The organism is Acinetobacter sp. ANC 4648 (assembly GCF_002135345.1).
Taxonomy (GTDB): Bacteria; Pseudomonadota; Gammaproteobacteria; order Pseudomonadales; family Moraxellaceae; genus Acinetobacter.
In genome coordinates this window covers 224449-238969 of the sequence record NZ_NEGI01000001.1, presented here as the reverse complement: position 1 = coordinate 238969, position 14521 = coordinate 224449, and the positions used below count along the sequence as shown (strand labels likewise).

The following is a 14521-nucleotide window of genomic DNA, read 5'->3' as shown; positions in this document are numbered from 1 at the left end:
TCCGGTCCAAAGAGAGGACGATATTTCGCGCCCCACTCAATCGTTTAAACGATTCTTTCAGGTTGCGGCTGTAATCATGTGTGCGTTAAATCCACATCGTCGTTACTCGGATCGCCGCTGATCTTATTTTTTCAGCGATTATTGCTGTGCCGCTTTTTGCCGATGTCCATCAGACTATATTAAATGGAGCACCCATATTAGGGTGAATGCCTCTATGAGCAAAACTTTTGCTGACTTTTCATTAGACGAATCTCTTCAAAAGGCTATTGAAAGCCTAGGTTTTACTGCACCTACAGCAGTACAAGAACAAGCGATTCCTGCTGCTTTAGAAGGTAAAGACCTTCTAGTTTCAAGCCAAACAGGTTCTGGTAAAACTGCTGCGTTCTTACTCCCAACGTTAAATGCTTTAGCTTTAGCTGGTGAAGATGGTCTAGTACCGTTTAAAGACCGTATGAAAGCGGTTACACAGCCAAATATTTTAGTAATTTCACCGACTCGTGAACTTGCGCAACAAGTATGTCAAGATGCAATTGCATTCGTACGTCATATGAAAGGCGTTCGTGTTGCTGCGATCATGGGTGGTATGCCTTTTGGTAAACAAATCCAACAGTTAAAAGGTGCACAAGTTGTTGTAGCGACTCCAGGTCGTTTACTTGATCTTGTAAACCGTCGTCAAATTAAACTTGATTTAGTTGATGCATTAATTGTCGATGAAGCTGACCGTATGCTTGATCTAGGTTTTTCAGATGACCTAGAAGCAATCAGTGAATTGGCTTTAAATCGTAAACAAACATTGATGTTCTCTGCAACATTTGCTCCACGTATCATTAGCCTTGCTTCACGCATGATGAATGATCCAGTACGTATTGCAATTGAAACAGGTCATTCTACTAATACCGATGTTGCACAGACGCTTCATTGGACTGATGGTTTTGAGCATAAGAAAAAATTGCTTACTCATTGGTTAAGTGGTGAAGATGTAGATCAGGCAGTTGTCTTTGCTTCTACTCAAGAAGATACAGATATGCTTGCTGAAGAACTTGCAGAAGCAGGTCTTTCAGTTGTAGCACTTCATGGTGCTATGCCACAAACAGTTCGTAACCGTCGTTTACGTAGTATTCGTGAAGGTCGTGCAAAAATCCTAGTTGCAACAGACGTTGCTGCTCGTGGTTTAGACGTACCAACAATTTCACACGTAATTAACTTCGGTTTACCGATGAAACACGAAGACTATGTACACCGTATTGGTCGTACTGGTCGTGCAGGTCGTACTGGTAAAGCTATTACACTTGCAACTTACCGTGAACGCGGCAAGATTCGTGCATTAGAAGAATACTTAGAAGCGCGTTTGAATGTTTCTGAAATTGAAGGCCTTGAGCCATCTCCACCTCCTGCACGCGGTAGTCGTGATGGCGGTGGTCGTGATGGCGGTGGTCGTGGTCGTGGTCGTGATGGCGGTCGTGGCGGTTTTGGCGGCGGTCGTGATGGCGGTCGTGGCGGTTTTGGCGGTGGTCGTGATGGTGGCGGCGCACGTCGTAGCTATGATGATAAACCTCGTGGTGATCGTCCAGCTTATGCAGGCGGTGAAGATCGTCCACGTCGTAGCTATGATGATAAGCCTCGTGGTGAGCGTCCAGCTTATGCTGGCGGTGAAGATCGTCCTAAGCGTGATTTCGGTGATCGTCCAGCACCACGTCGTGAAGGCGGTTTTGGTGATCGTCCACAACGTTCGTTTGATGACCGTCCTAAACGTGATTTCGGTGATCGTCCAGCACCACGTCGTGAAGGTGGTTTCGGTGATCGTCCACAACGTTCGTTTGATGACCGTCCTAAACGTGATTTCGGTGATCGTCCAGCGCCACGTCGTGAAGGTGGTTTCGGTGATCGTCCACAACGTAGCTTTGGTGACAAACCGCGTTCTGCAGATGATAACCGTGGCAACCGTGTAGACTATAAACCAAGTGGTGATCGTCCAGCTCCACGTCGTGATTTCGGTGATCGTCCAGCACCACGTCGTGAAGGCGGTTTTGGTGATCGTCCACAACGTAGCTTCAGTGAAGATCGTCCTAAACGTACTTTTGGTGGTGAAGATCGCCCACGTCGTAGCTTTGATGATAAGCCACGTGGTGAGCGTCCAGCTGCTGGTGGTGAAGATCGTCCACGTCGTAAATTTAACGACTAATTCTTTGCTTCACCCAATAAAAAACCAGTCTTAGGACTGGTTTTTTATTGCAAGGGTAAAAAAACCTGTTAAAATAAAACGAGAAGTTGGTCAAATTTTTTCAATAAACAGATAATATGGACAATAAAAAAATGCCGCAAATATATGGTGATGCCAGTTATGGAGTGGTTATGGTTTATATTTTTTCTTTTTTACTTGTATCGAATATATTATATTTTATCTATAGCGTTCTATCTTAAAGTAAGACATATATCCGTATAAGAATTATATAATTCTAAAAATAATAAAATCAGATTTTTGCTTATAAATGATACAATTCCTTGAAACTTTATTATCAATTGATAACAACAAATTACCGTCTGTTGAGAGTATAGTAAGCGGGCTGTAAAATGCAGGAACTGTTCAGCTATGAATAATCAAACGCTTCCCGAAGGTCAGGCTTTAATTGAAGTTAAAAATTTAAGCTTTAACCGTGGTGAACGTGTCATTTATGATGATGTAAATCTAAAAATCCGTCGTGGTCAAATTACCGCAATCATGGGTCCATCCGGCACCGGTAAAACGACTTTGCTACGTTTAATCGGTGGGCAACTAATCCCAGATCAAGGGCAGATTTTGCTTGATGGTATCAATATTGCGAACATGTCACGGACAGAATTATTTTCTGCACGTGCGCGTATGGGGATGTTGTTTCAAAGCGGTGCACTATTCACGGATATGACGGTATTTGAAAATGTCGCATTTCCAATACGTGCACATACCAAACTGACTGAGAATTTAATCTCAGAGTTGGTGGCTTTAAAATTAGAATCTGTAGGTCTACGTGGTGCAGAACAATTGATGCCTGCCGAATTATCGGGGGGGATGAATCGTCGTGTTGCATTGGCACGTGCGATTGCACTTGATCCTGAATTAATTATGTACGATGAACCCTTTGCAGGACAAGACCCAATTGTGATGGGAGTATTGACCCGTCTGATTCGATCATTGCGTGATGCATTAGATCTAACGTCTATTATTGTTTCACATGATGTTTCTGAAACGCTCTCGATTGCAGATTATATTTATGTAGTTGCAGAAGGCAAAGTTCAAGGTGAGGGAACTCCTGATGAGCTACGTGCGCATGCATCACCATTTGTAAAACAATTTTTAACCGGTTCAATTGAAGGACCTGTGGATTATCAATTTAGCCATCAAGCCTATTTAAATAATGAGGTGCGTTCATGAATGCCATTGCCTTATTAGGTAGACGTGTCATTGAGCGTGTTCAAGGCATTGGCGTCGCAACGATGATGTTGCTACAAATTATTTTATCTCTGCCGACGTTATTGGGTGTGAGATTATTTGTTGATCAGATGTATCGTGTTGGCGTTTTATCTCTATTGATTATTGCTGTTTCTGGACTATTTATTGGTTTGGTGATTGGGCTACAAGGTTATTCAATTTTGATTAATGTTGGCTCGGAAGCAATGTTAGGGACGATGGTTTCACTGACCTTGGTTCGTGAACTCGCACCCGTGGTTGCAGCATTACTTTTTGCGGGGCGTGCAGGTTCTGCTTTAACGGCTGAAATTGGTCTTATGAAAGCGACTGAACAGCTATCAAGTATGGAAATGATTGGTGTCGATCCATTAAAACGCATTGTTTCACCGCGCTTATGGGCGGGTATCATCAGTTTACCAATGCTATCTGTTGTTTTTGCTGCTGTAGGAATTATGGGCGGTAAAATGGTAGGCGTTGACTTTTTGGGTGTAGATGAAGGCTCTTTCTGGAGTGGTATGCAAAGTAGCGTACAGTTTGGAAAAGATATTGTGAATGGTACGATTATTAAAAGTATTGTTTTCGCTGTAGTTTGTACTTGGATTGCGGTTTATCAAGGTTATGCTTGTGAGCCTACGTCTGAAGGTATCGCAACGTCTACTACGCGTACTGTTGTATATTCATCACTTTGTGTTTTAGGTTTTGATTTTGTGTTGACTGCGGTCATGTTCGGAGGGGTTTAATGAAATCACGTACTAGTGAGCTGGCCGTTGGTATTTTTGTCATTATCTTTGGTATTGCTTTGTTTTTCTTAGCAATGAAAGTGAGTGGCTTAGTAGGCACAAATTTAAAAGATAGTTATAGCATGACCGCTTCATTTGACAATGTGAATGGTTTAAAACCACGCGCCAAGGTCACAATGAGTGGTGTTACAATTGGTCGGGTTGATTCGATTACATTAGATCCTGTGTCACGTCTTGCAACTGTAAAATTTGATTTAGATGGTCAATTGACTAGCTTTAATGCAAAACAGTTACAAGAAGTCGAGCAGAATGCTTTAGAAGAGTTACGTTACAGTGCAGATTATCAAGCGGCTAAGCCTGCTGAACAAAAAGCAATGGAACAGAAACTAATTAGCAACATGAAATCCATTACGAGTATCGATGAAGATGCTTACATAATGGTAGCAACGAATGGCCTCTTGGGTGAAAAGTATTTGAAAGTGGTGCCGGGCGGTGGACTAAATTATGTCAAACGTGGTGAAAGCATTACCAATACTCAAGGTACAATGGATCTTGAAGATTTAATTTCGAAATTTATTACGGGTGGTGCTGGAAAGTCAGCGGCTGGTGCATCTGAATCTAAAAAAGATGCATCTGTTTCCACAGAAACTACGGATGCCCAAACGTCATTTGTCGAATAAGTATTAGAGGAGAGATTGAAAAGTGAATATGTTATTAAAGCAGACCCTAACAGCAAGTGTATTGGCAACAATGTTGACAGGAACTGCATTTGCAGTACCAGCTGAAGCTCCGCCTGCTTTTGTAAAGCGTGTTGCTGATGGGTTAATTACGCGTTTAAAAACGGATCAGGCTAAATTACAAAATAATCCTGCTGCTGTGAAGGCGATCGTCCGTCAAAATCTTGATCCATTTGTTGACGGTCAAGCATTTACCCGTATTGTAATGGGTACTTATGCAACCAATCAAAATAGTACAGCTGCACAACGTGCTCAATTTGAACAAAATTTTCGTAATACTTTGATTGAAAATTATGGAACTGCATTTGCTAAGTATAGCAATCAGTCATATACCATGCGTCCTTATAAAGCGACCAATAGCAAAAATCCAGTGGTGACACTCGATTTTAATAATAAAGGCGATAAAATTCCAGTATCTTTCCAATTGGCAGATCATGGTACACAGTGGAAAATTCGTAATATCAATGTTTCTGGTATCGATTTAGGTTTGCAATTCCGTAATCAGTTTGCAGCGAATGTACAACGTAATGGTGGCAATATTGATAAAGCGATTGCAACGTTCCAGCCCGATGCTGATGCTGCTGTGAATAAAAAGTAAGTTTGGATCATTTGGACAGGACTATGTGAGTGATTGAATTCAAAGATCAGGAATTATATGTTATTGGAAAAATAGCTTTTGATAATGCTGAAAACTATTATTTAAATGGTTTAAAAATTATTAAGAATGAACAAATTTTTCCATTAACGATTAATTTATCTAAATTAGAGCAAGGTAGTACCCTTGCATTAGCAGTGCTAGTGCAATGGTTACGTCAGACGCCTGATGCGCAAGGTTTACAATTTAAAGCTGTACCTGAGAAAATGATGAAAATCATTCAATCTTGTCACCTAGAACATGATTTACAACTGATTTAATGTTGGAAGCAAAAAAAGCACCTAGTAATAGGTGCTTTTTTTGTATGGCTTAAAATATCAAAGCCCTTAAATCCATTTCTTCCATCTAAAGTAAATCAGTGGTCCGACAAAGAATGCGATCAGGATAGCAATCACCACGATAAAACTGGTGGGACCATGTGCAAACGGTAAGATTTCAGTATTCATGCCATAGATACTGGCGATCAGCATCGGTGGTGCAAGCATACTGGGTAAAATCGAGAAGCGACGAATCGTATCATTCTGTTCAGTGTTAATGAATCCAGAGGTTGTATCAAGTAAGAATCGAACCTTTTGGAATAAAAAGGCATCATGTTCAACTAGGGAACGGACGTCTTCACTGAGCTCTCGAATATCAGCATCATAAATGTGACTCCCTAAAGCCCGTGGCCGTGATAAGAAGGTTAATACACGGCGTAAATCAATTAAACACAGCTGTGCTTTCCCGAGCATATCTTCTTTTTGTGCAAGGCGAGTAATCATGTCATCAAGATCAAGAATCTGTTCACGATGACGCACGTTGAGTACTTCTGTTGAATAGGTTTCTAGGTCTTTGTGGATATCTTCTAAGATATCCGCAAGCTCATCTAACTTTGCTTCAAGCAGGCCTAATAAAATCCAAGTGGGATCTTTGTAATCAATTTCATAATCATTACGACGTGCACGTGCACGAAAGGCACGAAAGGCAACTAGCTTTTCGCCACGTAAAGTGAATAAGCGATTTTTATGTAAAATGAAGGCTACCGTTTGTACGGTAGCCAGCATATTAGAAGAGTCTTCAGGGTCATCTTCAACTTGATAATTTTTATTTTTGGTTAAAAAATAGGTGCTGATATGTAAAATACCATCATCATCACGATAAAATCGTGCCGATGAGGAGATGTCTTCTAGTGATTTAAGTGTCGGGAGATTTTGCTCGTAGGCATTCAGTACCCATTCTTGCTCTTCTTGTGATGGAGCAATTAAATCGACCCATACCAACTCTGGGTGTAGATCGAATCCTCCATTAATAGTAGCATCTTCTAAGCTACCGCGCTCTGTGGCGTAAAAGGCTTCAAGCATTGTGTCTTTTCTCCTTTACGCAGTACTGTGTGCAAGTGATGGGTGTATTTTAGACAAGGATGCAAGGAAAAACACTGCTTGTATCGCTTATTTTTTTTAATTTCTCTCGGATAGTCTACTTTTACAGCATGACAGAATCACAACAAGGTCGAATGTATATGAAATCTATTGCTATTTTTTGTGGCTCAGCTTTAGGAACGGATACAATTTTTGCGGAAACAGCCCGTTTAACGGGTGAAACTTTAGCCAAGCAGGGTAAGACGCTGGTCTATGGTGGTGGCCGTTCTGGTCTCATGGGGATCGTTGCGGATAGTGCGTTAGAGGCGGGTGGTCAAGTTATTGGTGTTATTCCGCAAGGTTTGGTGGATCGTGAATTGGCACATCCAGATTTGACTGAGCTACATATTGTTAAAAATATGCATGAACGTAAAACCATTATGTCTGAACTATCTGATGGTTTTATTGCCTTACCAGGTGGTGCTGGCACCATCGAAGAAATTTTTGAACAATGGACGTGGGCGCAGTTAGGGATTCATTTAAAACCATGTGCTTTTTTAAATGTTGAAGGTTTTTATGATGATTTGATTAAATTCATCCAATTAACCACCGAGAAAGGTTTCTCTAAAGCGCGATTTACCGATGTTTTGATGAACTATGACTCTATTGATGAGATTTTATCACGATTTGAAATTTATCAAGCACCTGAACCGAAATGGGGTGTTAAAGATCGTGAAGACTTGGTGAAGTTAGATAAATAAATTTGGCTTCCAGTGATTTTGAGTAAGACAGTAAATAAATGAAGATTATTACCGTTGCAGCAGCAGTGATTTTGAATCAACAAAATCAATTGCTGTTGGTGAGAAAGCAAAATACCCAATACTTTATGCAAGTAGGCGGGAAGTTAGAGCCAGATGAGTTACCTGAGCAGACGATGCTGCGTGAAATTGATGAAGAGATTGGGGCGCGGGCAACCATTCAACAATTTATTGGCCGTTTTGAAACAATGGCTGCCAATGAGCCGAATCATCAATTGGTCAGTTATGTTTATCAGGTTGAGTTGGTACAACTCCCGAAAATTGATGCTGAAATTGCTGAAATGAAGTGGATTGATTTGGATGATCAACAGACATTATTAGCTCCCTTGACCAAGGAAATAGTGATTCCTTGGTGTAAGCAAAACTTGCTGCATTGAATTATTCAGCAGCGGCAATACAGGCGGCGTAAACCTGCTGGCAGCCTAAGGATTCCAATGCTTGAGCTAAGGCATGAATTGAACTTCCTGTTGTGATGACATCATCAATAATCAGTACTTTTCTATATTTGCGCTGTTTTGTGATGATGGGCTGAAATTGATTTTCAATATTTTCCAAGCGTTCGATTCGAGTTAATCCTTTTTGAGCGTGTTGCGCAGCTCGAATCACGGGTTGCCAAACTGGAATATGAAGTTGTTTCGCCAAGAGTTTGGCGATGATTAGTGTTTGATTGTAACCACGCTCCCGAAGTCGTTCTGTGGAAATGGGCATAGCAACAATAGCTTGGACTTTAGGCAATTTTAGGTTGAGTAAGCTGTGTGCTAATAGCGTTTGATAGTGAAGTTGTTGTTCATATTTGTATTTTTGAATGATACGATCCATTGGGAACGTATAGTGATGTGCGACTAAAATTTGGCGTTCATGCCGTTGTAATGATTGTTTAAACCACGGTAAATGATCCCAGCACTGTTCACATAGGGAATGCTGTTGTTGACGCCCTAATCCACAGAGTTGGCAGGGGAAAAGTGTTTGAATACCACGCTGAATGGTTTGATGGATTAAATTAAGCATAAAGTTTATTTTTTATTGTTATAGTGGGACTATATTTTGCACAACCATAATTTCAGTGCAAGATTTATTGTGCTGTATAGCCCAATATTCAATAGTTTCTAAATCAATTAAATATAGGCATAACGAGGTGCTTCAGGTAGCCAGCGTTTGAGTAAGGCTTCAGCATTTTTAGGCGTATCTTTTAGAATTTGACCAGCAACATAATGCGCTTGCGCTAAAAGATGATCATCTCGTTCTAATTTGGCTACACGAAAACCCATATCACCCGTTTGCTTGGTTCCCAATAATTCCCCTGGACCACGGATTTCTAAATCTTTCTCTGCAATGACAAAGCCATCATTGCTTTCACGTAAAATACGTAAGCGTTCCTGTCCATTTTGTGACAGTGGATTTTTATAAAGTAGTGCACAGAAACTAGCTTTGGCACCACGACCAACACGGCCACGCAATTGGTGCAGTTGAGAAAGCCCTAGGCGTTCCGCATTTTCAATCACCATGATCGAGGCATTGGGTACATCAACACCAACCTCAATGACCGTCGTGGCGATTAATAATTGCAATTCATTGTCTTTAAATTGCTGCATGACGGCTTGTTTCTCATCAGCTTTCATTTTGCCATGTACTAAGCCCACATTGAGTTGAGGAAAACGTTCTTTAATTTCTTGATAGGTTGCTTCAGCAGCTTGTGCATCTAAAGTTTCCGATTGTTCCACCAAGGTACAGACCCAGTAGGCTTGTTTACCTTCAGCACAATTGCTGGTTACACGGTTAAGCACCTCTTCACGGCGGTCTAATGGAATGGTAACGGTTTGAATGGGGGTGCGTCCTGGTGGTAACTCATCAATCACAGAGGTATCTAAATCACCATAAGCCGACATGGCTAGAGTTCGTGGAATTGGTGTTGCCGTCATGACCAATTGATGTGGTGTGGTGTGATTTACACCTTTATTACGTAAAGCTAACCGTTGATCGACCCCAAAACGATGTTGCTCATCAATAATGACTAAGCCCAGTTTGGAAAACTCAATTTTGTCTTGAAATAGTGCATGTGTGCCGACAATTAGATTGGCTGTCCCATCTTTAATACTTTGTTCCGCAGCGGCACGGGATTTACCTTTTTGTTTGCCAGAGAGCCATGAAACGTTGAGCCCCAAAGGTTCCAACCATTTTTTAAAATTGAGATAATGCTGTTCTGCTAAAATTTCAGTGGGTGCCATCATCGCAACTTGCCAACCTTCTTCTAAAGCATGACAGGCAGCAATAGCTGCAACCAAGGTTTTACCTGCACCCACATCACCTTGGATCAAGCGTAGCATCGGTTTATTTTGTTTTAAATCTTGTGTAATTTCCTTGGATACTCTTTTTTGTGCATTGGTCATACTAAACGGCAGGTTGGCTAATAGATGTTTAGCAAAGGTGCGACTGGGTGCAAATGCGGGGGCTGCAATTTTTTGAATAAAGGCACGACGCGTCAGTAAACTAATTTGATGAGCGACCAATTCTTCAAAAATTAAACGCTGTTGGGCAGGATGTGAACCTTGTGCTAGTTGCAACATATTGGCATCGACAGGCGGCTCATGAATATATTCCAAAGCTTGCTTTAGCGCATAGCCATTGGTGAATTTTTTAGGCAATAATTCGGGTAAATCATCACTATGTGTTTTGAGTGCTTGTTTTACATAGTCACGTAATTTAGGTTGAGTTAAGCCATCGGTACTAGGATAAATAGCGGTGAGTTGGGTTTTGGGTAATGCGGTATGATCGGTAATGAGCTGAATTTCAGGGTGATAGAGTTCGAGACCACGTGCACCAACACGAACCTCTCCAAAAATACGCAAACGATTATCAAGTTTAGCGCGATCGGTCAGCGCCTTATACACATGATAGAAACGTAAAGTGACTTTGCCAAAATCATCTTGTAAGAGCACAGCCATAGACTTACGTTTTCCAGCTGGAAAATCGATGCCTTTAACAATTCCTTCAAGCAAATAGCTCCGCCCTACGACCAATTGGTGCATAGGGATAAGCGTGCTACGATCTTCATAGTCCCGTGGTAAATGGAACAGTAAATCGTCTGTCGTGAAAATATTTAACTTTTCAAGTAATGTTGCCGCGGCATTTCCAAGCCCGTGCAATTGCTGGACGGATGTCATATCCCCTCAACTGGTTGATTCATCAGGTGTAACAATGCATATTTTATTTATAGGTTATGGTAAGACATCTAGACGTATTGCAAAACAATTATTTCAGCAAGGCCACCAAATTACCACAGTCAGTCGTAGTCCGAAAGATGATGATTTTGCACAACATCTAATTCAGGATGTCCAGCAATTAGATTTAAGCGGAACTCAGCCAATTGATGTGGTGTATGTATTGCTATCGCCACAACACAGTACGCTAGAAGCTTATCAGCAGACTTATGTGGATACAGTTGCACCTATTGTTCAAGCCTTACACGGTCATCCTATTCAAAAAATCATTATTGTTTCTTCCACACGGGTGTACGGAGAACAGTTAGGTGAGCGGATTGATGATGAATCTGACCTGCATCCAAGTGATGCACAAGCACAGTTATTGTTGGATATGGAGCGGCTTTGGCAATTGGCTTATCCTTCACAAAGTATCATCGTGAGACCTACTGGAATTTATGGTACGTCTATTGCTCGAATGATTAAGCTTGCCGAAACCACCAAAACCTATCCGAATATCCATTGGTCAAATCGAATTCACATTGAGGATCTAGCGCGATTTTTAGCATATTTGATTCACGTGGAACATCCTGAACACACTTATATTTGTAGCAATAATCAGCCGTTACCTTTGCATACAATCATCCAATGGTTTCAGCGACACTTAAATTTACCTGAGCTGATTTTGCAAAGTGACTGTGAATCGGGGAAGCGGATTTTTGCTGATAGGGTGCTAGGGAGTGGGTTTAAGTTAGAGCATCCAGATTGTTTTGAAGATTATGCGGCGTTATTGAATTGAGAGTATGATGACTTGGGTAATGCATTAATTTGAACTCCCTTTTCTGCTCGAGGAAAGGGAGTTCTCAACTTTATTTTTTCTTACGTTTTAGGCGTTTTTTGGCTTGCTGTGCAGCAACTGCATCGAGTGCTTCTTTTAACTCTTCATCGGTAAATGAAGTGATATGTTGCAACATTTGTAAAGTCACATCATCCAGAACTAAATTGGCATATTGGGCAACATTACGGAAGTTTTCATCAAAGACAATTGCGCCTTCCTCATTCTTATCGATATAGCCTTGTTGAGTCAGTACTTTAATAAAACTCTGGAATAAGGATTTATCGAAGAATTCAGGTGAATTGAACTCATATAATACTGACAAGCGCTGACCTAAGAGGTGACTGAGGATTTCAACTTGATGCGTTGAAATGTTACCAGAGCCACGCTGAGTAATCAGTGCTAGAGTCATATAATAACGTTCAAGGCTTTGCATCACTGGCGCTGCAAGAACGATAAGTTGATTATGTTCTTCACTGTTCGGTGCAGGGCTGTGTAAGAAACTGTCTTCATCGATTGAAATGAGTTTGGCTTGAACCAAAGCATCAACATATTTGCAGATTTGTGCTTTCAGTTCATCCTGTTTCCATTTTAAGAATAATTCTGCTTTTAAGAATGGATAAAGGGTTTGAATGACGTTGATTAAATCAGCATGACTAATTTTACCATTATGTTCTACCAGTGATGCGATGAGCGAAGGTAAAACAAAGGTGTGCAAGATGTTGTTGCGGAAGTAAGTCAGTAAGATGGCTTGATTATCTTCAATTGCAATAATATCGCCGAGTACATGCTGGACACGTTTAATCAGTTTTAATTTCATGCCATAAGCAATGATCTCTTTACCTGAAAGCGGTGTAATTTGGCTGCGCTCATCGTAAGGAAGTGCCGAAGCAAGTTTACGATAGGTATCTAGCTGCTTAATGCAAATTTCTTCATCTAACGTGTGTTTAGGTGTAGCCAGTAAAATTAACGAAAGTAGAGAAACAGGGTTAATCACTACTGCGCGGTTAATATTTTCTAAAATTGTATTGGCTGCACTGTTGACCGTATTAGACACTTCAGGAGGAATTGGATCTTCATTGCGTTCAATTTTTATTTGGTCTGCATTATGCTCTTTTAGTACATCATCTAAGAATACTGGCTCACCAAAATTGACATGTACTTTACCAAAAATTCGCTCAATTTTTCTTAAGGTTTGTAAAATCCCAAAAATAGACTCAGCTTCTTTAGGCTTACCATTCATTTCACCAACGTAGGTTGCACCTTCCATTAGACGTTCATAACCAATATAGGTTGGGATGAATACAATCGGTTTGGCACGGCCACGTAAATGACTATGTACAGTCATCGCCAACATGCCTGTTTTGGGTGGTAATAAGCGACCAGTGCGTGAGCGCCCACCTTCAATAAAGTATTCTAGGGGAGTGTTACGGGATAAAATGCTATATAAGTATTCTTTAAATACAGAGGTATACAGTGCATTGCCGCGGAATGAACGACGAATAAAGAATGCACCACCGCCACGTAATAATTGCCCGACAAAGGGCATATTCAGATTATCGCCTGCTGCAATGTACGGTACCATTAAGCCACGTTTATAAATGACATAGGACAATAATAAATAATCGATATGGCTACGATGGCAGGGCGTATAGATAATTTCATAGTCTTTCGCCAGTTCACGTACGGTACTGAAGTTATGGACTTCTACACCATCATAAAGTTGTGTCCATAGACGCGTCAGCGCTTTATCTGCAAAACGTACGGCTGAGGCAGAATAATCAGAAGCAATTTCATTGACGAAACCAATTGCTCGGCGCTCCGCTTCAAGCATACTGACTTTCGAACGAATACTTTCTTTGCGAATTGCATCCTGTACTTCCTCTGACTTAATCAAAGAATGCATCACATTACGGCGATCAGATAAGTCTGGACCTAATACAATTTCACGTTGACGATCTAAATATTCATTCAGTTCACTAATAATATAGGTCGCGGGTGAAAGATTAGGATGGCGTTGTTTGGCGTAATTGACTAGCGCTTGCAGTGATTGTGCTTCATGAAACTCTAAATAGGATTCACGGCCATGTAGGCCAATATTCATGAGTTGTTTAACTTTACTTGGGGTTGCCCAAGTATCGGTAAATAGAAGCTTAAACCAAGAATCTTCTTTATCTGGAGAGCGCCCCCAAAGTACCGTGACTGGAACTAATTCAATATCGTATTCAGGATGGAGCTCTAAAAATTCAATCAGACGCAATAGACGTGGTGGAAGTGTGTTTGGAGTTTGGCTAAGTAAATGAGTTTCATCTTGATGTTGTAAAAAGAGTACGGCCGCTTTTTCCTTTTGCTCGCCAAGAAAGATTGGATCTAAGGCGGCTGGTAGTTTTAAGCGACGTGTTTCAGCATCAACCACCAACGCATTACTACGTGAATAGTTTTGTAAAACGTAGCAGATAACTTTCTTTTTTGCTTCATCTACATTTTGATTTTCTGAAAGTAGGGTTTCAGTAGGTATTTCTCCAAGCACATGTGGTGTTACCACAAGGTCAAGCAGCTTACTGGAAAACCGACGATACATTTGACCAAAGCCACTCTTGGACATACACACTCCTAGCAAATGACAAATTCCGCATCTCAGCGAATAGGGCACTATTCTCTATAACCCATCATATAAGCACGAAACAATATGTCATTTTCTGACAAATTGCATCGATATTGGCAGATTTTATCGTTAAAAACCGTATTTTTACTGAT

General features: G+C 40.9%; 13 protein-coding genes. 9 read left to right on the top strand and 4 right to left on the bottom strand.

What is annotated here, in order from left to right; all coding sequences use genetic code 11:
- Window positions 1-214: 214 nt before the first annotated feature.
- The 6 genes from B9T27_RS01175 to B9T27_RS01150 all read left to right on the top strand — a co-directional run bounded on the left by B9T27_RS01175 (window position 215) and on the right by B9T27_RS01150 (window position 5837).
- On the top strand, window positions 215-2182 hold the full coding sequence (locus tag B9T27_RS01175) for a DEAD/DEAH box helicase (protein WP_086205033.1): 1968 nt from the start codon (window positions 215-217) through the stop codon (window positions 2180-2182).
- A 408-nt stretch (window positions 2183-2590) separates the two neighbouring features.
- Window positions 2591-3409, top strand: a complete 819-nt coding sequence (locus tag B9T27_RS01170; protein WP_086205032.1) for an ABC transporter ATP-binding protein — start codon at window positions 2591-2593, stop codon at window positions 3407-3409.
- Window positions 3406-4185 carry a lipid asymmetry maintenance ABC transporter permease subunit MlaE gene (gene mlaE / locus B9T27_RS01165; RefSeq protein ID WP_086205031.1) on the top strand — a complete coding sequence of 260 codons (780 nt, stop codon included), beginning with the start codon at window positions 3406-3408 and terminating at the stop codon, window positions 4183-4185. The genes B9T27_RS01170 and mlaE overlap by 4 nt, the downstream gene beginning before the upstream one ends.
- Entirely contained in the window at window positions 4185-4865 is a 681-nt protein-coding gene (locus B9T27_RS01160; RefSeq protein ID WP_086205030.1) for an outer membrane lipid asymmetry maintenance protein MlaD, read from the top strand. The genes mlaE and B9T27_RS01160 overlap by 1 nt, the downstream gene beginning before the upstream one ends.
- Window positions 4866-4887: 22 nt before the next feature.
- Entirely contained in the window at window positions 4888-5520 is a 633-nt protein-coding gene (locus B9T27_RS01155; RefSeq protein WP_086205029.1) for an MlaC/ttg2D family ABC transporter substrate-binding protein, read from the top strand.
- A gap of 29 nt (window positions 5521-5549) precedes the next feature.
- On the top strand, window positions 5550-5837 hold the full coding sequence (locus B9T27_RS01150) for a toluene tolerance protein (RefSeq protein ID WP_086205028.1): 288 nt from the start codon (window positions 5550-5552) through the stop codon (window positions 5835-5837).
- Window positions 5838-5903: 66 nt separating this feature from the next.
- On the opposite strand, the gene B9T27_RS01145 is transcribed toward B9T27_RS01150, so the two are convergent.
- Window positions 5904-6917: a magnesium and cobalt transport protein CorA gene (locus B9T27_RS01145; protein ID WP_086205027.1), complete on the bottom strand. Its 1014-nt coding sequence runs from the start codon at window positions 6915-6917 to the stop codon at window positions 5904-5906.
- A gap of 158 nt (window positions 6918-7075) precedes the next feature.
- Here B9T27_RS01145 and B9T27_RS01140 point away from each other — a divergent pair, with 158 nt between their 5' ends.
- Both B9T27_RS01140 and B9T27_RS01135 read left to right on the top strand, forming a co-directional pair.
- Window positions 7076-7675, top strand: coding sequence for a TIGR00730 family Rossman fold protein (locus tag B9T27_RS01140; protein WP_086205398.1), 600 nt, complete (start codon window positions 7076-7078; stop codon window positions 7673-7675).
- A 38-nt stretch (window positions 7676-7713) separates the two neighbouring features.
- Complete coding sequence (locus B9T27_RS01135) at window positions 7714-8109, top strand: NUDIX hydrolase (protein ID WP_086205026.1); 396 nt, start codon at window positions 7714-7716, stop codon at window positions 8107-8109.
- 1 nt (window position 8110) lies between these two features.
- Here B9T27_RS01135 and B9T27_RS01130 read toward each other — a convergent pair whose 3' ends face one another.
- Complete coding sequence (locus tag B9T27_RS01130; protein ID WP_086205025.1) at window positions 8111-8740, bottom strand: ComF family protein; 630 nt, start codon at window positions 8738-8740, stop codon at window positions 8111-8113.
- 107 nt (window positions 8741-8847) lie between these two features.
- Window positions 8848-10893: an ATP-dependent DNA helicase RecG gene (gene recG / locus B9T27_RS01125; RefSeq protein ID WP_086205024.1), complete on the bottom strand. Its 2046-nt coding sequence runs from the start codon at window positions 10891-10893 to the stop codon at window positions 8848-8850.
- A gap of 34 nt (window positions 10894-10927) precedes the next feature.
- Here recG and B9T27_RS01120 point away from each other — a divergent pair, with 34 nt between their 5' ends.
- A complete protein-coding gene (locus B9T27_RS01120) occupies window positions 10928-11728 on the top strand; it encodes an NAD-dependent epimerase/dehydratase family protein (RefSeq protein WP_086205023.1) in 801 nt (266 codons plus the stop codon).
- Window positions 11729-11798: 70 nt separating this feature from the next.
- On the opposite strand, the gene plsB is transcribed toward B9T27_RS01120, so the two are convergent.
- Window positions 11799-14369: a glycerol-3-phosphate 1-O-acyltransferase PlsB gene (gene plsB / locus B9T27_RS01115; protein ID WP_086205022.1), complete on the bottom strand. Its 2571-nt coding sequence runs from the start codon at window positions 14367-14369 to the stop codon at window positions 11799-11801.
- Window positions 14370-14521 lie beyond the last annotated feature (152 nt).

Coding starts and splice junctions, on each gene's coding strand:
- mlaE (WP_086205031.1), top strand. CDS start 3,406: ATGAATGCCATTGCCTTATTAGGTAGACGTGTCATTGAGCGTGTTCAA.
- plsB (WP_086205022.1), bottom strand. CDS start 14,369: ATGTCCAAGAGTGGCTTTGGTCAAATGTATCGTCGGTTTTCCAGTAAG.
- B9T27_RS01170 (WP_086205032.1), top strand. CDS start 2,591: ATGAATAATCAAACGCTTCCCGAAGGTCAGGCTTTAATTGAAGTTAAA.
- B9T27_RS01140 (WP_086205398.1), top strand. CDS start 7,076: ATGAAATCTATTGCTATTTTTTGTGGCTCAGCTTTAGGAACGGATACA.
- B9T27_RS01120 (WP_086205023.1), top strand. CDS start 10,928: ATGCATATTTTATTTATAGGTTATGGTAAGACATCTAGACGTATTGCA.
- B9T27_RS01175 (WP_086205033.1), top strand. CDS start 215: ATGAGCAAAACTTTTGCTGACTTTTCATTAGACGAATCTCTTCAAAAG.
- B9T27_RS01160 (WP_086205030.1), top strand. CDS start 4,185: ATGAAATCACGTACTAGTGAGCTGGCCGTTGGTATTTTTGTCATTATC.
- B9T27_RS01130 (WP_086205025.1), bottom strand. CDS start 8,740: ATGCTTAATTTAATCCATCAAACCATTCAGCGTGGTATTCAAACACTT.
- recG (WP_086205024.1), bottom strand. CDS start 10,893: ATGACATCCGTCCAGCAATTGCACGGGCTTGGAAATGCCGCGGCAACA.
- B9T27_RS01135 (WP_086205026.1), top strand. CDS start 7,714: ATGAAGATTATTACCGTTGCAGCAGCAGTGATTTTGAATCAACAAAAT.
- B9T27_RS01145 (WP_086205027.1), bottom strand. CDS start 6,917: ATGCTTGAAGCCTTTTACGCCACAGAGCGCGGTAGCTTAGAAGATGCT.